This is a genomic window from Lacunisphaera limnophila, assembly GCF_001746835.1.
Lineage (GTDB): Bacteria > Verrucomicrobiota > Verrucomicrobiia > Opitutales > Opitutaceae > Lacunisphaera > Lacunisphaera limnophila.
Map to the genome: position 1 here is coordinate 3,086,347 of NZ_CP016094.1, position 19,632 is coordinate 3,105,978.

Genomic DNA, 19,632 nt, shown 5'->3' on the forward strand with positions numbered 1-19,632 from the left:
AGGAAGAAGGAAGAAGGAAGATTTAAGAAAGAAAGCAGCTGGTTCTCATTCTTAATTCTTCCTTCATAATTCTTACTTACTCGGCCCGCAGCGCCTCGAGCGGGTCAACCTTGGTCGCCCGGCGCGCCGGGAGCCAGCAGGCGAGGGCGGCGACGAGGAAGAGGAGGAAGGCCGTGGCCGTGAGGGTCAGGGGATCCGGTTCGATCATACGGGGCATGAAGGAGGCGAGGAAGCGGCCCAGGCCGTAGGCGCCAGCCGCGCCGAGCACGAGGCCGATGGCGGTGAGCACGAGGCCCTGGTTGAGCACGAGCTTAAGCACGTCGGCGGGCTTGGCGCCGAGGGCGAGCCGGATGCCGAATTCGCCGGTGCGCTGGGCGACGATGTTGGAGATCACGCCGTAGAGGCCGACCGAGGCGAGGGCGAGACCGAGCAGGGCGAAGCCGCCGAGGAGCTGGGCGACGACGACGAGGTTGTGCTGCTGGCGGTCCACGAACTGGCCGACGGTCATCAGCTGGTCGGCCGGAAGGTCGAGATCCACCTCGGCGACGGCGCGCCGCACGCTCTCGATCAGGGCGCCCGGGTTCTCACTGCGCACGGCGAAGCGGATCCAGGTCCAGGGTTCGTGCACGACGGAGCGGTAGACGTGCAGGACGCTGGGGGGATTGGTGAAGCTGGCCGCGGACTCGGCGGTGCGGACGATGCCGATGACCTCGGCCCATTTGGTCTGTCCGCCGTCGACCAGGCCCACGCGCTGGCCGAGGGCGCTCCGGTCCGGCCAGAACTGCCGGGCGAGGGTCTCGTTGACCACGACCTGCTCGGGATCGCCCGCCTTGACATCGGCGGCGAAGACCCGGCCCTCGACCAGCTTGATGCCCAGAGTTTCGAAGTAGCGCGCGGTGACCATGACGAGGCTGGCCCGGGGGAGCGTCGTGGGATCGGCGGAAGCGAGGCCGTCGTGCGTGATCTGGCGGGTGTTGCCATAATGCCAGAGGGGCAGGGCGGTGGTCAGGGCGGCGCTTTCGACGCCGGGCAGGGCGGTGAGGCGCTGCTCGATGGTGCGGTAGAATTCGACACGTTTTTCGGGAGTTTCGTAGCGCTTCTCCGGCATGGGCAGAACGCCGGTGAGGACCCGGCTGGTATCCCACCCGGTCTCGCGCGTGAGGATACGGTCAAAGCCGCGCTGCATCATGCCGGCGCCGCCGAGCAGAATGAGGGCGAGGGTGACCTCGGCGATGACCAGCAGGTGGCGGATGCGGTGCTGGCTGCGGCCGGACGTAGAGCCGCGGGAAGAGGATTTCAGGGCGCCGACGACATCGGTGCGGGAGGCCAGCCAGGCGGGCACGATGCCGAAGACGATCCCGGTGAGGACGGAGGCGGCGATGGTGAGCAGGAGCACGCCCCCGTCGATGGGCAGCTTGAAGGTGCCGACCTTCTCGCCGATGCGGATGCTGGCCTCGAGGAGGCTGTTGATCCAGAGGGCGAGGAGAAGGCCGAGCCCGCCGCCGGTGACGGACAGAAGCAGGCACTCGGTGAGCTGCTGGGCGATGAGGCGGGAGCGGGAGGCGCCGAGGGCGGCGCGGATGGCGAACTCGCGCATGGAGACGGTGGCGCGGGCGAGCTGGAGATTGGCGAGGTTGGCGCAGGCGATGAGCAGCACAAAGCCGGAGAGGCTGAGCAGCATCCAGGAGATCTTGCGGCTCTCGTCGTCCATCAGCGCCTCATGGAGCGGGAGCGCCCGGTAGCGGAGGCCCGCGTAATCCTGCGGGTAGTCGCGCTCCTGCGTGGCGGCGAGCGGACCGAGCTCGGCCACGGTTTGCTCCGGCGTGCCGCCGGGCTTGAGGCGACCGGCGAGGCTGAAGACCCGGTAGTTGCGGCCCTTGATCTGTTCCGACGTGTAGGCGAGCGGACGCCAGAAGGCGCAGTCCCCCCAGAGAAAGCGGTATTCGAAGCTGGCGGGCATCACGCCGATGATGGTGTGCGGATCGCCGTCGATGCGGAGCACGCGGCCGATGACGGAAGGATCGCCGCCGTAACGCTCCTGCCAGAAGCCGTGGGCCAGCAGCACCACCTGATCCTTGCCCGGCTGGGTTTCCTCGGCGGAGAAGGCGCGTCCGATTTGGGGCTGGACGCCGAAGGCGGCGAACATTTCAGCGTCCGCGAGGATGCCGTTGAGGCGCTCGGCGGGCTGGCCGGGTTCGGCGACGGCCGAGAAGTCGCGGGTGAAGGAGGAGAGGGCGGAGAAGGCGGTGGTCTTTTCCCGGACCTCGCGTTGCTCGAGGTAGGAGAAGTCGTTCTCGTCGCCGGCGCGGGTCGTGCGCTGGAGCATGACGATTCGCTCGGCGGCGGGGAACGGCGCGTTGCTGAAGAGCAGCGCGTCGATCAGGCTGAACATCGACGTGTTCACGCCAATGCCGAGGGCGAGCGTCACCAAGGCGATCAGGGTGAAACCCGGTGACTTGAGCAGGGAGCGGAAGGCGAACTTCATGGGAGTAGCGAGTAGCGGGCCGTGAGCAGCGAGTGGAATCGACCTGCGTTACATGCCCACTCCTCGCTCCTTGCGGCTCGCTACGGACCCGCGCTCAGGCGCGGGTGGGATCGGATTCCCGCTGCTCCTCGACGACGCGGCCGTCGAAGACGTGGATGGTGCGGTCGGCGTTGCGGGCAAAGCGGGCGTCGTGGGTGACCATGACGATGGTGGAGCCGCTCTGGTGGAGGGAGCGCAGGAGCTCCATGACGGCGTCACCGTTCTTGGAATCGAGGTTGCCGGTCGGCTCGTCGGCGAGGAGCACGGCGGGGGATCCGGCCAGGGCGCGGGCGACGGCGACGCGCTGTTGCTGACCGCCGGAGAGCTGGGAGGGCAGGTGCTTGGCGCGGTGGCCCATGCCGACCTTCTCGAGGGCCTCGGTCACGCGCTGCTTGCGCTCGTTGGCGGGCATGCCGCGGTAGGTGAGGGGCAGCTCGACGTTCTCGTAGACGGTGAGGTCGCCGATGAGGTTGAACGACTGGAAGATGAAGCCGATCTCGCGGTTGCGGATGCGGGCGCGCTCGGGGAGCGTGAGGCCTTGGACCGGGCGGCCGTTGAGGATGTAGCTGCCGTCACTCGGGGTATCGAGGAGGCCGAGAATGGAGAGGAGGGTGGACTTGCCGCAGCCCGACGGACCGGCGATCGAGACGTATTCGCCCTTGCGGATGTCCATGTGGATGCCGGAGAGAGCGTGGGTTTCGACCTCGTCGGTGAGGAAAACCTTGGTGACGCCTTCGAGTTTGATGAGGGAGGGGGAGTCGGACATGGGAGGCAGGATTGGGAATTACGATTTAAGTTTACGGACGGGCTCGGGTTGGGGGGAGAACACGTGTGGGGGGCGGGAGGTTACAGAAAGGATGAAGTAAGAGGGATTAATTAAGAAATGCGGCTCATTCCGCCGGTTCGGTGGCAATCAGCAGCGTGAGGAGCGAGAGAACGAGGATGGGAAGGACCATGGCGGACGGAGCGGATAGCTAGATTGAAGAATCCAAAATTGATAAGAGGGCGCCTCAGTCGAGTTTCACGCGCTCGTTGGAGTCGTACTGGGACATGTCGGAGAGGATGACCCAATCACCGGGCTGGAGGCCGGAGACGACCTCGATGGTGTTGACCGAGCTGCGGCCGAACTGGACCTGGATGCGGGAGGCTTCGGTGGCGGTCTGGGTGCTGCCGTTGGCCTTGAAGATGCCGACGGTGCTCTTTTCCTGGCCGAAGGCGGGGCGGCCGACATAGATCACGTCATCGAGGCGCTCGAGTTCGATGGTGCCATCGACCGAAAGGTCGGGCCGGGAGCCGCGGGGGAGGGCGTTGACGATGGTGACGTCGACCGTGACGGTGCCGTTCTGCACGGCCGGGTCGATGCGGGAGACGCGGCCCTCGACGATGCCGTTGCGGGTGTCGATGGAAGCGAGCTGGCCGATGGCGATGTCCTTGGCCTGGGTTTCCGCGATGCGGACCTCCGCCTTCAACTTGAGGGGATCGGCCACACGGGCGATGTTGTTGCCGGGTTGAACCTGGGCGCCGACTTCGATCGGGAGGTTGGGCGTGCCGAGGGCGGAGAGCACGCCGGACATCGTGGCGCGCACCTGCAGAGCCTCGAGTTCCTCGTTGCGGAGACGGGAGAGGGAGGCGAGGCGCTCGACCTCGGCTTCCTGCACGGCGAGCTGGGGCTTGATGGATTGCTGGGCGAAGGCGTAGCGTTTCTGCTCGATCTCGTTGTTGATGGCGGCCTGGGCGGCGGTGCCCTGGGTGAGTTTGAGCTGCACCGCGGCGACGAGACCGTCCTTGAAGAGATCCTCGTCCACCTCGGCGCGAAGGCGGGCTTGCTCGTAGTTCGACTTGGCCTGGGCGGCGGCGGCCTCGGCCTGGAGGAGTCCGCTCTCCAGAGTCACGCGCAGGCCGGCCAGCTGGGCCTCGGCCGCGAGCAGCTGGGATTTGGCGTTGGCGGCGGCGGACACGACGTCGGGATTGCTCAATTCGAGGATGAGGGTGCCGGGTTCGACCGGGGCGCCGGGCCGGATGACGATTTTGTCCACGCGGCCCTGGGTGCGGGCGGCGATCCAGCGGATTTCCTCTGGGACCAGGGTGCCGAGGCCGCGCACTTGGCGGACCATGGGGCCACGCTTCACTTCACCCATCCAGACGAGATTTTTGGGCATCGACGGCGCCGCGGGCTTGAGGCGCCCGAGGGCGACCGTGATGCCGATGAGCACGACGCCGGCGATGGTGGCGTAGATGATGCGTTTGCGGCGTTTTTCCTTGGCGACGTTGGGGCGGGCGATGTCCATGCGGGTCTTGGTTGCGCGCCTAATTGCACCGCGCGTGCCAAGTGCACGGCATAGCTTTAAACAGCTACGAAACAGGAACTAACGATAAATCAAGGAATGATCGCATACCTCATTCAGAGCGAAGCCGGGATGTGACCGTCCCAATTGTGGGATGTGATTTTCAGGCCGCGGAGGTGGATTTCTTCAGAAACCACTCGACGAAGATCAGGTTGGGGACCCAGCAGAGCCAGGCGATAGCGGGATAGACATTCTCGAAAGGGAGTCCGGAGATGACGGAGGCGGGCAGGTAGAAGCGCAGCGTGACGGCGGCGAGCGCGAGGGCGAAGTTACGCAGCATCCAGAGGCGGTGTTCTTCGAAGCGGCGACGCTTTGCGGCCACGACGGCCATCAGCCCGGTGAGAAGCCAGAGGCAGCCAAGGAGGCCGAAGCCCAAATGTGAGACGAGACCGCCGAAGGAATAGGGCGAGAGCAGCACGCCGGCGGTGCCGCCCACGCCGACGCCGAGGAGGAGGTAAGCGTACCCCAGCCACCGGTGCAGGCGGGGGGCGCGGGCGCGCAGGCGGTCGAGAAACTGGAACGGCCCGAGCAGCAGGGCGAGCGAAGCGCCCACGGCGTGGACGGTAATGAGTACCCGATGGTCGTCGAACACGGCGGCCATGTCGGGGTGAACCGGCACGCGTTGCACCCCGCCGCCGTAGGCCCAGAGGGCATAACCGGCGACGCCAATACAGAGGAAGGTGGTCAGGCCGAAACGCCAGGAACGGGCTTGCATGGTGGCGTAAGATTGGGGGTGGCGGAAAGCTATCGCGGGCCCAGGACGCGGCGATTCAGAAGGGAAGGCGCAAGCGGGCGAGGCAACCGGTGTGATCGGTGCGATTCTCCAGAGTGAGGGTGCCGTGGTGGTTCTCGGCAATCTGGCGGCAGAGGACGAGGCCGATGCCGGAGCCCGAGGGTTTCGTGGTGAAGAAGGGAACGAACAGGTTCTGCAGGTTAGCGAGGCCGGGGCCGTCGTCCGTGACGGTGATCTCCAAGGCGCCGGGGAGCTTCTGCCAAGCGACGCGGACACGGCAAGGCGGGGCCGCGGTCTGACCGGGATCGAAGGCGGCCTCGACGGCATTCTTCACCAGGTTGATGATGACCTGTTCGAGTTGGGCGGCGTCGAGGTGCACGGTGAGCGCGGGGCCGTCCACCAGTTCGACCTGCCCGCTGGTTTCCAAGGCGATGACCCGGCGGAGGAGCGGGCCGATCTCACAGGGCTGCTTGCTCGGGGCGGGCAGCTTGGCGAGGCGCGCGTAGGACTGCATGAACTGGTTCAGGCCCTCGGCGCGGGACTCGATGATCTCAAGGCCGCCGCGCATGTCGTCCTCCCAATCCGGTGCTTTTTGCGGGCGGCGCAGGATGGTGTTGAGCGAGCCGGCGATGGACTTGATGGGGGCGAGGGAGTTGTTGAGCTCGTGGCCGATGACGCGCACGAGGCGTTGCCAAGCCTTGAGCTCCTCCTCGCGCAGCGGCTGACTCAGGTCGGCGATGACCACGAGGCTGTGAGGCAGGCCGCCCTCGCGGAACACCGTGCGGCGCATGCCCCAGCGGCCGGTGCCACCGGGAAAAGTGCGACTGAGCACGCGCGTGCCCTCGCCGACCAGGCAGTCGGCGAGGTCGAGATCCCGCGCCGGGCGGCCGAGGATGCGCTCGGCGGGCTGGGCGATCAGCTCCTGGCCGGCGCGGTTGACGAGCCGGAGCGTCTCGTTGGCGTCGAAGGCGAAGATGGCGACGTCAATCTCCTCCATGACGGTGCGGAGCAGGGCGGTGGCCTCGAGGGCACCGAGGCGTTGCTCCTGCAGCGTGCCGCTGAGCAGGTTGATTTCCGCGAGGACGTCGCCCAGCGGTTCGTCGCGGTTCGCGCCGCGGGCGCGCGTGGAGAAATCCCCCTCGCGCAGCGCGGTGAGGAGGTTGGCCATGGTCTGGAGCGGGCGCACGACGCGCTCACGCACGGCGAGGGCGAACCCGAGCCAGCAGCTGACGATGAGCAGGCCGAGGGTCCACTGGACCTTGGGGGTGTAGTCATGGGCCAGCAGCAGGGTGAAGGCAACGACCGCGGCCGGCAGTCCGCCCAGCAGCGTGTAGTAGAACACGAGGTTCTCGTGGGCGACGCGGCGTTTGCGGGGAGGGGCCATGGCTACGTCACTATGGCCGCAAAATCGCGCTGGTGGGGCAAAGCGATAATGGCGTTTATAGGCCCTACGGGGCTTATAGGTCCTATAGGGCCTATGATATTCTACAGCTTGTAGCGCTCGAGCCGCCGATAAAAGGCGCTACGGCTCAGGCCGAGTTCCTCGGCGGCCTTGCGAGCGTTGCCGTCGCAGCGGGCGAGGGTCTTCTTGATGAGGAAGGCCTCGACCTCCTCCAGGCTCATGTCGTCGAGCCGCGGGGCGGACTGGGCGGCATTGAGGCCGAGGTCGGCGGCGCGGACGACCTTGCCCTGGGTCATGAGCACGCCGCGCTCGACGGAGTGGTCGAGTTCGCGGACATTGCCCGGCCAGGCGTAATCCTTCATTGCCTCGATCGCGGCGTCATCGAAGCCGGTGATCGCCTTGCGGTAGCGGGTGACGTGCTGCTTGAGGAAGTGCTGGGCGAGGAGGGCGATGTCCTCGCGCCGCTCGCGCAGCGGCGGGAGGTGGATATGGATCGTGTTGAGGCGGAACAGGAGATCCTGACGGAACTTGCCGGCGGTGACCTCGGCGGCGAGATCTGAGTTGGTGGCGGAGATGAGGCGGACGTTGGCGCGGTAGGTACGGGAAGAACCGACGCGGTCGAACTCGCCGGTCTCGAGCGTGCGCAGGATCTTCGCCTGCTGGCTCATCGGGATGTTGCCGATCTCGTCCATGAAGAGCGTGCCGCCGTCGGCGAGCTCGAAGCGGCCGGCGCGGTCGGCCTTGGCGTCGGTGAAGGCGCCGCGGACGTGGCCGAAGAGCTCGCTCTCGAACACGCCCTCGGGCAGGCCGCCCATGTTGACGGAAATGAAGGCCTTGGCGGCGCGGACAGAGACGGCGTGCAGGGCCTGGGCGACGACGCCCTTGCCGGTGCCGTTTTCGCCGGTGATGAGGATGTTGGCGTCGGAAGGGCCGACGCGGGAAATGATCTCAAGCACGGGCCGCATGGCGGCGGACTGGGCGATGAGGGTGGGACCGCCCTTGCCGCGGAGGATCTGGTTTTCCTGCTCGAGGCGGCGGTAGGCGCGGACGGCGCCCGCGAGCTCGATCTGATTCTTGACGATGGAAATCAGGCGCGGGTTGTCCCACGGCTTGGTGATGAAATCCTTGGCGCCGCGGCGCATGGCCTCGACGGCGATCTCAACGCTGGCCCAGGCCGTCATGACGACCACCGGCAGGGTGGGATCGGCGGCCTGGAGTTTCGCGAGCAGGTCGAGGCCCTCCTGGCCCGAGGTCGTGTCGCGGGTGTAATTGAGGTCGATGATCGCGAGCGAGAAGTCGCGGGCCTCGATGGCCTTGATCACGGCGGCGGGCGACTTGACGGTCTCGATCTGGTAACCCTCGGCCTTGAGCAGGAGCCGGAGCGCCTCAAGCACATCGGGCTGATCGTCGGCAACGAGGATGCGGTGGGGCGCGGGGTCGTGAGCGGACATTGAGGGAAGTGACAAGTTACAAGGGGCAAGTGTCAAGAATGGCGGACACCGGCGTCAGGCGGCGGTCACAGACCGCCATTCAGGTTACGCAGCGCGGCGGGTGAGTCGGGCGGCCGGGGCCTTGACCGCGGAGGGCAGGGTCGGGCGGAGGATCTGCGCCGGCACGGTCAGCGAAGCGACCGGGCGGGAGTAGTCGAGGAGGGCGATGGCCGCGAGACCGAGGGTCGCGAGGGTCGCGATGCCAAGGTCGGCGGGGACCAGACCGGTGAGGGTGAGCAAAGCCACGGCGGCGGTGCCGGCGGCGACGAAACGGGAGAGGATGGAGGCGATGGTTTTCATGGCGATGTGTATGCCGCGGACAATTGCAATGCGCGTGCCAAGTGTCAGCGCGGTCCCCCAAGTGGTCGGATCTCCAATGAGATAAAGTAGAGCGGACAAAATCCGCATTTTTAGCCGGCGGCTAGATCGGGCCGGGGGCGGGAGCCGCAATTCCCGGGATTGGGACGGGAGGCGGTCAAACGGTCGCGCGAGTGCGGGTGAGCCCGCCCGCGTGAGTTCACTCGTAGCGCAGCGCCTCGATCGGGTCGAGTTGGGCCGCCTTGCGGGCGGGGTAGAAACCGAAGAAGACCCCGATGACGGCGCTGAAGGCGACCGCCCCGACGATGGCATTGGTGGAGATGAGGACCGGCCACTTGTTCAGGTGAGACACGAGTTGGGAGGTGCCGATGCCGAGGAGCACGCCGAGGGCGCCGCCGAGCACACTGAGGATGATGGCCTCGATGAGAAACTGGGTGAGGACATCGCGGCCGTGGGCACCGACGGCGAGGCGAATGCCGATCTCGCGGGTGCGTTCGGTGACGGAGACCAGCATGATGTTCATGATGCCAATGCCGCCGACGATGAGCGAGACGCCGGCGATGGCGCCGAGGAGGACCGTCATGGTCTTGGTGGTGGCCGTCGCGGCCTCGGCGAGTTCCTGCTGGTTGCGGACGGTGAAGTCGGGTTCGCGGCCGTTGCGACGCTGTTGGAGGAGGTCGGTGATATCCTGCTGCACACGGCTCATCACGTCGGGGGAGACGGCTTGCACGAGGATGGAATTAAGGTTGGGGCGGCGAGCGATGCGCTGCAGGTAGCTGGTGTAGGGAATGATCAGCACGTCGTCCTGATCCTGGCCGAAATAATTGAATCCCTTTGCGGCGAGCACCCCGACCACCTTGAAGGGGATGTTGCGGATGCGGATGCTCTGGTCGATGGGGTCGCTGTCGGGGAAGAGCTGGTTGGCGACGGTCCGGCCGATGACGCAGACCTTGTTGCCCGAGCGGACGTCGAACTCGCTGAACATCTCGCCGTCGGCGATGGACCAGAGGCGGATGTCGAGGTAGGCGACATCCTCACCGAGGACCTGGGTGTTCCAGTTGAGGCCGTTGGCGAGGACCTGGGTGCGGTCGCGGAGCTCCGGCGTGAGGGCGGCGACCCCGGCGACCTCGCGCTGGATGGCCTCGGCGTCCTCGATGGTGAGGCTGCTGGCGCTGCCCCAGCCGCCGCGCACGGCGCCGGAGGTGAAGTTGCCGGGGAAGACGTTGATGAGGTTCTGGCCGAGGCTGGCGATGGAGGCCTCGACCTGGGACTTGGCGCCGTTGCCGATGCTGACCATGGCGATGACCGCGGCCACGCCGATGATGATGCCGAGGGCCGTGAGCACGGAGCGAAGGGCACTGCGTCGGAGGGCGCGTAAGGCGACCTTGATGACGTTGATGAAGCGCATGGGGGATTTCGATTCGAGCTAGTCGCTTATGTGAGGTGATCGCGGCCCGCAGGGACGCGGGCCCTCCACTCTGGAAGCAGGAGTCGGGAAAAGAACATCATGTCAGGCGGTGAGTTTGGCGGCGGCTTCGGCGTCGAGGATGCGTTTCATTTCCACGGCCGCGGTGAGGCGCCCGGCGACGGCGGTGTCGCTCACGAGCTGGCCGTCGCGCATGATGAGGTTGCGCTTGCAGTAGTGGGCGATGTCCAACTCGTGGGTGACCATGACGATGGTGATGCCCTGCTCGTTGAGTTTCTGGAACACGCCCATGATCTCGACGGAAGTCTTGGAGTCGAGGTTGCCGGTGGGTTCGTCGGCCAGGAGGATCTGGGGCTCGTTGATGAGGGCGCGGGCGATGGCGACGCGCTGCTGCTGACCGCCGGAGAGCTGGCTGGGGAAGTGGTCGGCGCGCGGGGACAGGCCGACGATGTCGAGGCTGCGCAAGGCGCGGTCATGGATCTCCTTGGAGGAGAAACGGCGCCGACCGTAGAGCATGGGCAACTCGACGTTCTCGCGGGCGGTGGTGCGGGAGAGCAGGTTGAAACCCTGGAAGACGAAGCCGAGCTTCTGGTTGCGCAGGTCGGCAAGCTGGTTGCGGTCGAGGCCCGAGACGTCGGTGCCGCCGAGGAGGTAGCGGCCCCGCGTCGGCCGGTCGAGGCAGCCGAGCAGGTTCATGAGGGTGGACTTGCCCGAGCCGCTGGCGCCCATGATGGCGACGAACTCGCCGGCGCCGATGTCGAGGGTGACGCCGCGCACGGCGTGCACCGGCACCTCGCCCGATTCGTAGATCTTGTGGATGGCCTCCAGCTGGACGATGGCGGACATGGGGCCTAGAAGCGACGCTGGCCGCCGAAGGGGTTGGCGGCGGGGGCGGTGCCGGTGGCGTTGCCGACCGCGGCGAGGCCGGTGATGATGACATCACCCTCGGCGAGCCCGTCGATGACCTCGGAGGTGATTCCATCTGTGATGCCCACCTTGATCGAAACGGGTTGAGGAAGGGCGGTCTTGTCCCCGCCGGGCAGGCGGTAAACGGTCCGAGTAATGACGGTCACTTCGCCGGGGGCGGCGGGAGCCGGGGCGAGGCCGCGCTCGACCATGAGCCGGCGGAACTGCTCACGCTGCTCGGGGGTGGCCTCGCGGAAATTGGTGATGCCCACCTCGGCCATGACGGCGCGGGCCTTCTCGCGCTGTTCGGGCGTGGCGTCGGCACCCAGCATGCCACCGCGGCGACCGCCGCCCTCGCCGGGGCTGGCGTTCTCGCGCGGCGGGCGCTCGCCGGCGGGAGGGGTGGCGGCCGCGGCCACGGTGGGGGCCGCGGGACTGGCCGCGCCGGCGGCGGGGGTGGGGCTGGTGGCGGCGAGTTTGGCGGCGACGGCCTCGGGTAGCCGGACCCGCAGGGAGGAGTTGGGCACGCGCAGGGTGTTTTCGCGGCTGGCGACGATGATGGAGACATTTGCGGTCATGCCGGGGCGCAGCTTGAGGTCCCGGTTATCGACGCTGATGATGGTCTCGTAGGTGACGACGTTGCTGGCCATCTTCGGGGCGTTGCGGACCTGCGTGACCTGGCCGGTGAAATTGCGGTTGGGGAAGGCGTCGACGGTGAAGGTGACGGACTGGGCCTGTTGAACCGAGCCGATGTCCGCCTCGGCGACGGCCGCAGTGATCTGCATCTTGGCGAGGTCGTTCGCGATGGTGAAGAGCGTGGGGGCGTTGAGGCTGGCGGCGACGGTCTTGCCCTCCTCGGTCTGCTTCGAGATCACGATGCCATCGATCGGAGAGCGGATGGTGCAGCGGGCAAGATCGACGTTGGCATTCTCGACCGAGGCCTCGCGGGTCAGGAGCGAGGCGTTGGATTGGGCAAGCAGGGCCTCGGCCTGGTCCAGTTCCTGCCGGGTGACGAGAGACTTCGCGGCGAGTTCACGGGTGCGCTCGGTGTTGAGCTGCTGGAGGCGGTTGCTGGCCTTGGTCGAGGCGAGGTCGGCCTCGGCCTGGCGGAGGCGCTGGCGGTAGGTGGCGGGATCGATCTCGGCGATGATCTGGTCCTTTTTCACCACCGTATTGAAATCGGCGTGCAGCTTGACGATCAGGCCCGAAATCTGGCTGCCCACATCGACCGAGAGCACGGCATCGAGCTGGCCGGTGGCGGTGACCACTTGCCGGACATTGCCCCGGGCGATCGTGGCGGTGTTGTACGAGGGCGGCGCTTCGACCGACCGGCTGCGCTGGTAGTAGTAATAACTGCCGCCGGCGGCGCCCAGCAAGGCAAGGGTGAGCAGGGTGGGGAAAAGTCGGGGGAAGGCCATGGATTGGAGAAAAGGATAGCCCGCCCGCCGGGAGGGCGCAATCCCCGGTGCGAGAAATGTCGGGAGAGGCGCACGAACGGAAGCTTGCCGGTCCCCAGACGGCCCGCACACTGCCGCGGTTACCGCTCATGCTTGCCAATCGTCACCGGGGCCTGGTCAGGATCCACGGCGCCGCCCTCCTGCTGGGGGTGGCGGTGTTCTTCTGGCTCTATGCGGAATTCATCATGCGGTACGTGCCGGTGGTGAAGCTGAGCCGGGAGGTGAACCTGCTGCAGTACTTCCTGTGCGTGGTGATCGGCCTGCTGGCCGGCGCCGAGCGGATCCGCGGCGTCGAGTCCCGCCTGACCCGGCTCGGTGGGGCGGAGGCGGCCGGGCTGGCCACGACCCAGGTCGGGCTGATGGCCCTGGCCGTGTTTGCCATGATGTTTGCCACGCAGGACCGCAGCATCAGCCGGTTGTTTCTCGGCTCGTTCCTTGCCTGGACCTGGCTGGGGTTGTTTTTCCTGCATGGCTGGCTGCCGCGGCGGCTGGCGGGATTTTTGTATGGCAGCGGGGCCCGGATCCCCACGCTGTTCATCGGGCGGGCCGAGACCCTGCCGATGCTGGATGACTGGCTGAAGCAACGCATGCACCTGGGGGTGCTGCCGGCGGGTTTCCTGACGCTGGATGAGCTGGCGACCCCGGCGCGGAGTTCAGCGGCGCCCTTCATGGGGGCCGTCGACAAGCTGCCGCGGGTGCTGGCGGAGAAGGCGATCGCGCAGGTGATCCTGCTCGAGGTGCCCGCCAATCCGCTGATCGCCCGGCAGATTGTCGAGCAGTGCCAAGCGCAGGGTTGCCGCTTGCTGGTGCACCATCTCGTGGAGGAGGTCTTGGGGCATCCGGTGGTGTCCTCGGATGAAGGCGGGCATCATTTCTTCACGCTGCACGACGAGCCGCTGGAGGATCCGTTGAACCGGGCGCTGAAACGGCTCTTTGATGTGCTGGTGGCGCTGCCGGTGGTGGTGTGCCTGCTGCCGCCGTTGATGCTGGTCGTGTGGGTGGTGCAACGGTTCCAATCACCCGGACCGCTATTTCATGTCCGCGCGCGGTCGGGCGAAGGGCGGACGGAGTTTCCCATGTTGAAGTTCCGGTCGATGGAACTGGCTCCGGCCGATCCCCGGGCAGAGGGCCGGCAGGCCCGGTTGGGCGATGACCGGATCTATCCGTTTGCGCGTTTTCTCCGGCGGCACAGCCTGGACGAGTTCCCGCAGTTTTGGAACGTCCTGATCGGGGAGATGAGTGTCGTCGGGCCGCGGCCGGTGATGCCGGTGCTCGACGAGGAATTCGAGCGGCAGGTGCGTTCCTACCGCTCGAAACACTGGGTGAAACCCGGGATCACGGGCTTGGCGCAAAGCGAAGGCTACCGGGGTGAAATTCAGACCCCGGAGCAACTCCACGAGCGGATCCGGCTCGATTTGTACTACATCGCGCATTGGTCGATGTGGTTGGACGTGCAGATTACCCTGAAGACGCTGCGCCAGGTTTTTCTGCCGCCGAAGTCGGCCTATTGAGTTCCAGGCGAAGGCCGTTTGTCTCCGGTCGGCGGGCACAGAGCGCGAGCAAGCTCGCGGGTCCGCGCCGAGCGGCCCGAGCCGGGCTCAGAAATTGCGCGTGTATTGGGCGCCGGTCGGATCCTCGAACGTGAGGGAGGAGGAAGTGATGCCGATGAGTTTCAGGCCCATCTCATGCTCGACCAGGTCGCCGGCGCGATAGACGCGATCGTTCATCAGGACCTTGCTATCAGTGGCCGAGGCGCGGATGCCCGCGACCCGGATGGATTCGATGTACGTGGTGGCGCGAGCGTCCAGTCGACGCGGAGGGGTGGCGGCGCGGGCGGGCTCCGCAACGGTTGGGGCGGCGGGCTGGGCGGCGGGCCGGGTTTCGGCCACCCGGGCGGCGGGCGGCTCGGCCACGGCGGGCGGCGGTGCGAGCGGGACGACGAACACGTTGGGGGTGGTCGGGGCCGGAGCGGGCTGGGTGGTGGCGGCGATCGCCGGAGGGGGCATATTCGCCGGGACGATCACCGCGGGTTTTTCCGCCGGAGCCGGGGCGACGGGGCCAGAGGAGGGGCGCAGGAGGAAGAATCCGGCGACAAGCACGACGAGCACACCCGCCCCACCGAGCCCAAGATAGAGCGGGGTGGATGAGGCCGGTTTGCCGCGGCGGGAAATGTGCCGCGGGGATTCGCCGCCGATGGTGGGCATGGCGGCCAGGGGCGGCGCCTCGCCGGTCCGCTGTTTCTGGGCTTTCTTGAGCGCGTCGTTGATCAGGCTCATGTCAGTCGGTCAGGCGCTCCAAGTCGCGGGCGGCACGGCGGGCGTCCCAGTAGTTGACCTCGTCCGATTCGCGGATGAAGGCGGAGAGGAGGGACTTGTCGCAAAGATTGTTGATGATGCGGGGAATGCCCCGGCTCGACTTGTAGAGCCGGCGGAGCGCCCAGGAGGTGAAATGCGGGCGGCCCATGCTGCCGGAGACGGTGAGGCGGTGGGAGATGTAGCGGTCCATCTCGTCGCGGGTGAAGGGGCGGAGCTCGTAGTGGACGAGGATGCGCTGGCGGAGCTGGCGCAGTTCCTCGGCGGCGAGGCGGTCCTTCAGCTCCGTCTGGCCCATGAGCACGATCTGGAGGAGCTTCTGTTTGTCGGTTTCGAGATTGGACAGCAGGCGCACCTGTTCGAAGACCTCGAAGGAGAGATTCTGGGCCTCGTCGATGATGAGGACGATCTCCCGGCCCTTGGCGATGCGGTCGAGCAGGACCTGGTTCATCTGCGCGACGAGGTCGTTCTTGCTGCGGGCGAGGTTGGGTTCGCCCAACTCGGTGAGGATGGCCTTCAGCATCTGCGTCTCGGTGACGCGGGGGTTGAGGACCAGGGCCGTGTCGTAATGGGCCGGGTCGAGCTCGCTGAGGAATTTGCGGCAGAGGGTGGTCTTGCCGCAGCCGACCTCGCCGATGAGCACGATGAAGCCCTTTTTCTCGTGGACGCCGTATTTCAGATGCTGCAAAGCCTCCTGGTGAGTGTTGCTGAGGTAGAGAAACTTCGGGTCCGGAGTGATGTGGAACGGCATTTCCGTAAAACCGTAGTAGCTTTGATACATCGTCCGGCAAGTATTTGGGCTGCACGGGAAAAAGCACGCCAAAACAACGTCAACCGGCTTTGAAAAACGTTGCCTGAGCCCCGGCGCGCACCTTTATCTGGCCGCCTTCTTCCCGGATGAATCCCAGCAAACTGGTCAACGGAACCTTCGCCGTGCTTTTCACGGGCATCGCGCTGTGGGCGGTGGTCTTTTTCGTGGAAATGAACCGGGAGCTCAAGGCCCTGCAGTTGCAGGAGGCGGCCAACCTGCGCCGTCTGGCGGCGGCCGAGGCGAAGCTGAAGGAACAAACCGAGTATCTGGAGCGCCTGCGCCACGACCCGGCGTTGTTGGAGAGGATCATCCGCCAGAAACTCGGCTTCGCCAAGGGCGATGAATTTGTCTTCCGCTTTGAGAAACCCCTTCCATGAACACCGACTCCCTGATTTCCACCTATCGCGCCGCCGGCCAAGGCCAGGTCTTTGCCTTTTGGGAGTCGCTGGATGCGACCGCCCGGGCCGAACTGGCCGCGCAAGCCGCGGAAGTCGATCTGGCGGAGATCGAGCGGTTGAACCGCACGTTGGTCTTCAAGGCGGCGGGTGGCGGCGCGAACCTGGACGGGCTGGCGCCGGCGCCCTGCATCCTGCTGCCCGAGCACGGCGGCGACGCGGCGCAGTGGGCGGCGGCCACGGCCCGGGGCGAGGCGGCCTTGCGCGCGGGGCGGGTGGCGGCTTTCACCGTGGCGGGCGGGCAGGGGACGCGCCTGGGCTATGACGGACCGAAGGGGACCTTCGCCGTCACGCCGCTGAAGGCGAAGACGCTGTTTCAGGTTTTTGCGGAGAAGATCAAGGCCAGCGGTCTCCGTTACGGCCGGCCGCTGCACTGGTTCATCATGACGAGCCACGCGAACCACGCGCAGACCGAGGTGTTTTTCGCCGAGAACCGGCACTTCGGCCTCGATCCGGGCCGGGTGCATTTCTTCCGGCAGGGGCGGATGCCGGCGGTCGGATATGATGGGAAAATCCTGCTCGAGACCCCGGGCACGCTCGCCCTCAGTCCCGACGGTCACGGCGGCTCGCTGCGCGCGCTCCACCGCAGCGGCGCGCTCGACCTGATGCAGTCGGAAGGGGTGGACACGCTCAGTTACTTCCAGGTGGACAACCCGCTGGTGCGTTGTGTGGATCCGGCCTTCATCGGTTTTCACCTCGGCGCCGGGGCGGAGATGTCGAGCAAGATGGTGCCGAAGGCCTACCCGGAGGAAAAGGTGGGGCATTTCTGCCTCCAGGACGGCAAGATCGTGGTCGTTGAGTACAGCGACATGCCGCTGAGCATGCAGCGCGAGACCAACCCGGATCGGACCCTGCGGTATGGCGCGGGCAGCATTGCGATCCATGTGATCGACCGGGAATTCGCGCGGCGACTGGCGGTGGGGGGCGAGGATGTCGCCCTGCCGTTTCACCGGGCGGACAAGAAGATCGCCACCATCGATGCCGCCGGGCAGCCGGTGAAGCCCACGGCGGCGAACGGCGTTAAATTTGAGATGTTTGTGTTCGATGCGATCCCCTTTGCGCGCAACTCCATTGTGATCGAGACCGCGCGCGCGGATGACTTCAGCCCGGTCAAGAATGCCGACGGCCTGGATTCACCCCGGACCAGCCGGGAGGATCAGATGCGGCAATTTGCGCGCTGGCTGCAGGGAGCGGGTGTCCCGGTCGCAACCGACGCCACCGGCCTGCCGCAAGCCCGCATCGAGGTCTCGCCGCTCTTTGGCTACGATGCCTCCACATTCGCCGAGCGCTGGCAGGCGCTCCCGGTCAAGCCCGCCGTCGTCGAGGGACTTTATCTCGAATAGGTTTTCGCGGCAAGATCCCAGGCCGCGCCACCCGGCGGACGGCTTGTTTTAGGCCTTTGCTTTTCCGTTTCCAGCCAGCAAATTTCGGTTTCCCCACTTTTCCCATGACCACCTCCGACCAGATTGTCCAAGCCGTGAAAAACGGCCAGTTGCTCACGAGTGCCGCCGACAACCTCCGGGCCTGGCTGCAGGCCGGCCTGCCGGCCTGGGCGGAGGAAAGCCTGCACGAGCTGATCGCGCGCGGGGAGTGGAGCGAGCTCAACGACCGCTTCTACCGCTACCTCGAGTTCGGCACCGGCGGCATGCGCGGGCGGACGATCGGGGTGAAGGCCGCCGCGGCGGAGACCGGCACGATCAACGCGCAGGGCTCCCCTGCGCACGCCAACGTCGGCAGCAACCTGCTCAACGACTTCACGCTGGTGCGCGCCGTCATGGGCCTGCACCGCTACGTGGCGAAGTATCTCGCCACCCAGCACAGCGGCGCAAAGCCGAAGATCGTCATCGCCCACGACGTGCGGCACTTTTCCCGCCATTTCTGCGAACTGGCCGCCTCCACCTGGGTGCGGCTGGGCGGCGAGGCGCTGATTTTCAGCGGCCCGCGGTCCACCCCGCAGCTAAGCTTTTCGGTGCGCCACTACGGGGCGCACACCGGCGTCGTAATCACCGCCAGCCACAATCCGCCGCACGACAACGGCTTCAAGGCCTACTTCGTGGACGGGGCGCAGGTGACCCCGCCGCACGACAAGGCCATTATCGCCGAGGTGGACCGCGTGACCCTGGCCGAGGTGAAGCAGCACCTGGTGAGCGATCTGGCGCTGGTCAAGACGCTCGGCAACGAGGCGGATGATGCCTATCTCGCCGTGGCCGCCCAGGCGGTGATCGATGCGGAGTTGCTGCGGAAGTCCGGCCTCAAGGTGGTTTACACCAACATCCACGGGGTGGGTGGCGTCTCGACGGTGCCCGCGCTCATTCATGCGGGCGTGCGTGTGACCGAGGTGCCGGAGCAGGCGGCGTTCGACGCCCGTTTCCCGACGGTGAAGTCGCCGAACCCCGAGAACGCCGAGGCGCTCGCGCTGGGCGTGGCACTGGCGGAGAAGGAAGGCATCGACGTCGTGATGGCCACGGATCCCGATGCCGACCGGGTGGGCGTCGCCGTCCGCAACGCGGCCGGGAAAATGGAGCTGCTGACCGGCAACCAGGTCGGCGCGCTGCTGGCCGATTACCGCATCAGCAAGTACAAGGAACTCGGCTGGATTCCGCCGGCTGGCACCCCGCACGCCTGCCTCATCAAGACCTTTGTGACGACCCCGTTGCAGGACGCCATCGGCAAGGGACACGGCGTGAAGGTCATCAACACGTTGACCGGCTTCAAGTGGATCGCAGCGAAGATGCGCGGGTACGAGGAGCAGCTGGTCAAGGCGATGGGGCATGGGTTTGACTACGATGCCACTCCGTTCCGCGAGCGGGCGCGCCTGCTGCAGCAGCACAGCAGCTTCTACCTTTTTGGCACCGAGGAGAGTTACGGTTACCTGCCGAACGATTCCGTGCGCGACAAGGATGGGAACTCGGCCTGCCTGATGTTTGCCGAGGTGTGCGCGTGGGTGAAGTCCCGCGGGCTGACGGTGCCGGCCTACCTGGACGAGATTTACCTGCGTTACGGCTTCTTCCTCGAGGGCGTGATCAACATCTATTACGAGGGCGCCAGCGGGGCGGCGAAGATCAAGCGCATCCTCGACACCTATCGCGCGAGCCCGCCCACGGCCTTCGGTGACACGAAGGTCACGCGCTTTCAGGACTTTGGCCGCGAAAAGTTCTTCGATGCCGACAACGAGCAGATCCCGATGCAGGACCTGTACATCGTGACGCTGGCCAACGGCTACTCCTTCGCGGCGCGTGGCAGCGGGACGGAGCCGAAGATGAAATTCTACCTCTTTGCCTCGGGCCCGGTACAGTCGGCGGCCGACCTGCCCGCCGCCAAGGCACAGACCAAGGCCTCGCTGGATGCGCTCAAGGCGCTGATCGAGGCCGACGCCCGGAAGCGCGCGGAAGGTTGAGGCAATTTGGCCACGGCTTTCACCGATTGGCACGGATTCAGCAACGTGGCTCATCC

16 protein-coding genes are annotated in these 19,632 nt (G+C 66.5%); 4 read left to right on the forward strand and 12 right to left on the reverse strand.

From position 1 onward, the window contains the following. Positions 1-76: 76 nt before the first annotated feature. The 10 genes from Verru16B_RS12955 to Verru16B_RS19065 form a co-directional block, all read right to left on the reverse strand. Positions 77-2,485, reverse strand: a complete 2,409-nt coding sequence (locus tag Verru16B_RS12955) for an ABC transporter permease (protein WP_069962675.1) — start codon at positions 2,483-2,485, stop codon at positions 77-79. Between the two features lie 94 nt (positions 2,486-2,579). Beyond that, positions 2,580-3,290: an ABC transporter ATP-binding protein gene (locus tag Verru16B_RS12960; protein ID WP_069962676.1), complete on the reverse strand. Its 711-nt coding sequence runs from the start codon at positions 3,288-3,290 to the stop codon at positions 2,580-2,582. Positions 3,291-3,534: 244 nt separating this feature from the next. Beyond that, positions 3,535-4,812 (reverse strand): efflux RND transporter periplasmic adaptor subunit, encoded by a 1,278-nt coding sequence (locus tag Verru16B_RS12965; RefSeq protein ID WP_069962677.1) that lies wholly within the window; start codon positions 4,810-4,812, stop codon positions 3,535-3,537. Between the two features lie 160 nt (positions 4,813-4,972). Beyond that, positions 4,973-5,584, reverse strand: a complete 612-nt coding sequence (locus Verru16B_RS12970; RefSeq protein ID WP_069962678.1) for a DUF2306 domain-containing protein — start codon at positions 5,582-5,584, stop codon at positions 4,973-4,975. Positions 5,585-5,639: 55 nt separating this feature from the next. Then, on the reverse strand, positions 5,640-6,986 hold the full coding sequence (locus tag Verru16B_RS12975) for a sensor histidine kinase (protein WP_069962679.1): 1,347 nt from the start codon (positions 6,984-6,986) through the stop codon (positions 5,640-5,642). 101 nt (positions 6,987-7,087) lie between these two features. Beyond that, positions 7,088-8,455, reverse strand: a complete 1,368-nt coding sequence (locus tag Verru16B_RS12980; protein ID WP_069962680.1) for a sigma-54-dependent transcriptional regulator — start codon at positions 8,453-8,455, stop codon at positions 7,088-7,090. Between the two features lie 84 nt (positions 8,456-8,539). After that, a complete protein-coding gene (locus Verru16B_RS12985; protein ID WP_069962681.1) occupies positions 8,540-8,794 on the reverse strand; it encodes a hypothetical protein in 255 nt (84 codons plus the stop codon). Between the two features lie 217 nt (positions 8,795-9,011). After that, positions 9,012-10,220 carry an ABC transporter permease gene (locus tag Verru16B_RS12990; RefSeq protein WP_069962682.1) on the reverse strand — a complete coding sequence of 403 codons (1,209 nt, stop codon included), beginning with the start codon at positions 10,218-10,220 and terminating at the stop codon, positions 9,012-9,014. Positions 10,221-10,322: 102 nt separating this feature from the next. Continuing rightward, entirely contained in the window at positions 10,323-11,084 is a 762-nt protein-coding gene (locus Verru16B_RS12995; protein ID WP_069962683.1) for an ABC transporter ATP-binding protein, read from the reverse strand. Between the two features lie 5 nt (positions 11,085-11,089). Beyond that, entirely contained in the window at positions 11,090-12,562 is a 1,473-nt protein-coding gene (locus Verru16B_RS19065) for an efflux RND transporter periplasmic adaptor subunit (protein ID WP_069962684.1), read from the reverse strand. Between the two features lie 128 nt (positions 12,563-12,690). Between Verru16B_RS19065 and Verru16B_RS13005 the strand changes: the two genes are divergently transcribed. Then, positions 12,691-14,112, forward strand: a complete 1,422-nt coding sequence (locus tag Verru16B_RS13005; RefSeq protein WP_069963744.1) for an exopolysaccharide biosynthesis polyprenyl glycosylphosphotransferase — start codon at positions 12,691-12,693, stop codon at positions 14,110-14,112. Positions 14,113-14,199: 87 nt separating this feature from the next. On the opposite strand, the gene Verru16B_RS13010 is transcribed toward Verru16B_RS13005, so the two are convergent. Both Verru16B_RS13010 and Verru16B_RS13015 read right to left on the reverse strand, forming a co-directional pair. Further along, a complete protein-coding gene (locus Verru16B_RS13010; RefSeq protein WP_069962685.1) occupies positions 14,200-14,877 on the reverse strand; it encodes a hypothetical protein in 678 nt (225 codons plus the stop codon). A 1-nt stretch (position 14,878) separates the two neighbouring features. After that, a complete protein-coding gene (locus Verru16B_RS13015; protein WP_069962686.1) occupies positions 14,879-15,694 on the reverse strand; it encodes an ExeA family protein in 816 nt (271 codons plus the stop codon). A 116-nt stretch (positions 15,695-15,810) separates the two neighbouring features. Here Verru16B_RS13015 and Verru16B_RS13020 point away from each other — a divergent pair, with 116 nt between their 5' ends. From Verru16B_RS13020 to Verru16B_RS13030, 3 genes are all read left to right on the forward strand, one after another. Further along, on the forward strand, positions 15,811-16,101 hold the full coding sequence (locus tag Verru16B_RS13020; RefSeq protein ID WP_069962687.1) for a septum formation initiator family protein: 291 nt from the start codon (positions 15,811-15,813) through the stop codon (positions 16,099-16,101). Continuing rightward, positions 16,098-17,522: a UTP--glucose-1-phosphate uridylyltransferase gene (locus Verru16B_RS13025; RefSeq protein WP_069962688.1), complete on the forward strand. Its 1,425-nt coding sequence runs from the start codon at positions 16,098-16,100 to the stop codon at positions 17,520-17,522. The genes Verru16B_RS13020 and Verru16B_RS13025 overlap by 4 nt, the downstream gene beginning before the upstream one ends. A gap of 104 nt (positions 17,523-17,626) precedes the next feature. Continuing rightward, complete coding sequence (locus Verru16B_RS13030) at positions 17,627-19,576, forward strand: phospho-sugar mutase (protein ID WP_069962689.1); 1,950 nt, start codon at positions 17,627-17,629, stop codon at positions 19,574-19,576. The last annotated feature ends 56 nt before the right edge of the window (positions 19,577-19,632 follow it).

What these genes read in the sequence shown, in the direction of transcription:
- Verru16B_RS12985 (WP_069962681.1), bottom strand. Translation starts at nt 8,794, where the DNA reads ATGAAAACCATCGCCTCCATCCTCTCCCGTTTCGTCGCCGCCGGCACC.
- Verru16B_RS12965 (WP_069962677.1), bottom strand. Translation starts at nt 4,812, where the DNA reads ATGGACATCGCCCGCCCCAACGTCGCCAAGGAAAAACGCCGCAAACGC.
- Verru16B_RS12990 (WP_069962682.1), bottom strand. Translation starts at nt 10,220, where the DNA reads ATGCGCTTCATCAACGTCATCAAGGTCGCCTTACGCGCCCTCCGACGC.
- Verru16B_RS12970 (WP_069962678.1), bottom strand. Translation starts at nt 5,584, where the DNA reads ATGCAAGCCCGTTCCTGGCGTTTCGGCCTGACCACCTTCCTCTGTATT.
- Verru16B_RS13025 (WP_069962688.1), top strand. Translation starts at nt 16,098, where the DNA reads ATGAACACCGACTCCCTGATTTCCACCTATCGCGCCGCCGGCCAAGGC.
- Verru16B_RS12960 (WP_069962676.1), bottom strand. Translation starts at nt 3,290, where the DNA reads ATGTCCGACTCCCCCTCCCTCATCAAACTCGAAGGCGTCACCAAGGTT.
- Verru16B_RS12995 (WP_069962683.1), bottom strand. Translation starts at nt 11,084, where the DNA reads ATGTCCGCCATCGTCCAGCTGGAGGCCATCCACAAGATCTACGAATCG.
- Verru16B_RS12975 (WP_069962679.1), bottom strand. Translation starts at nt 6,986, where the DNA reads ATGGCCCCTCCCCGCAAACGCCGCGTCGCCCACGAGAACCTCGTGTTC.
- Verru16B_RS13010 (WP_069962685.1), bottom strand. Translation starts at nt 14,877, where the DNA reads ATGAGCCTGATCAACGACGCGCTCAAGAAAGCCCAGAAACAGCGGACC.
- Verru16B_RS13005 (WP_069963744.1), top strand. Translation starts at nt 12,691, where the DNA reads ATGCTTGCCAATCGTCACCGGGGCCTGGTCAGGATCCACGGCGCCGCC.
- Verru16B_RS12955 (WP_069962675.1), bottom strand. Translation starts at nt 2,485, where the DNA reads ATGAAGTTCGCCTTCCGCTCCCTGCTCAAGTCACCGGGTTTCACCCTG.
- Verru16B_RS13030 (WP_069962689.1), top strand. Translation starts at nt 17,627, where the DNA reads ATGACCACCTCCGACCAGATTGTCCAAGCCGTGAAAAACGGCCAGTTG.
- Verru16B_RS19065 (WP_069962684.1), bottom strand. Translation starts at nt 12,562, where the DNA reads ATGGCCTTCCCCCGACTTTTCCCCACCCTGCTCACCCTTGCCTTGCTG.
- Verru16B_RS13015 (WP_069962686.1), bottom strand. Translation starts at nt 15,694, where the DNA reads ATGTATCAAAGCTACTACGGTTTTACGGAAATGCCGTTCCACATCACT.
- Verru16B_RS12980 (WP_069962680.1), bottom strand. Translation starts at nt 8,455, where the DNA reads ATGTCCGCTCACGACCCCGCGCCCCACCGCATCCTCGTTGCCGACGAT.
- Verru16B_RS13020 (WP_069962687.1), top strand. Translation starts at nt 15,811, where the DNA reads ATGAATCCCAGCAAACTGGTCAACGGAACCTTCGCCGTGCTTTTCACG.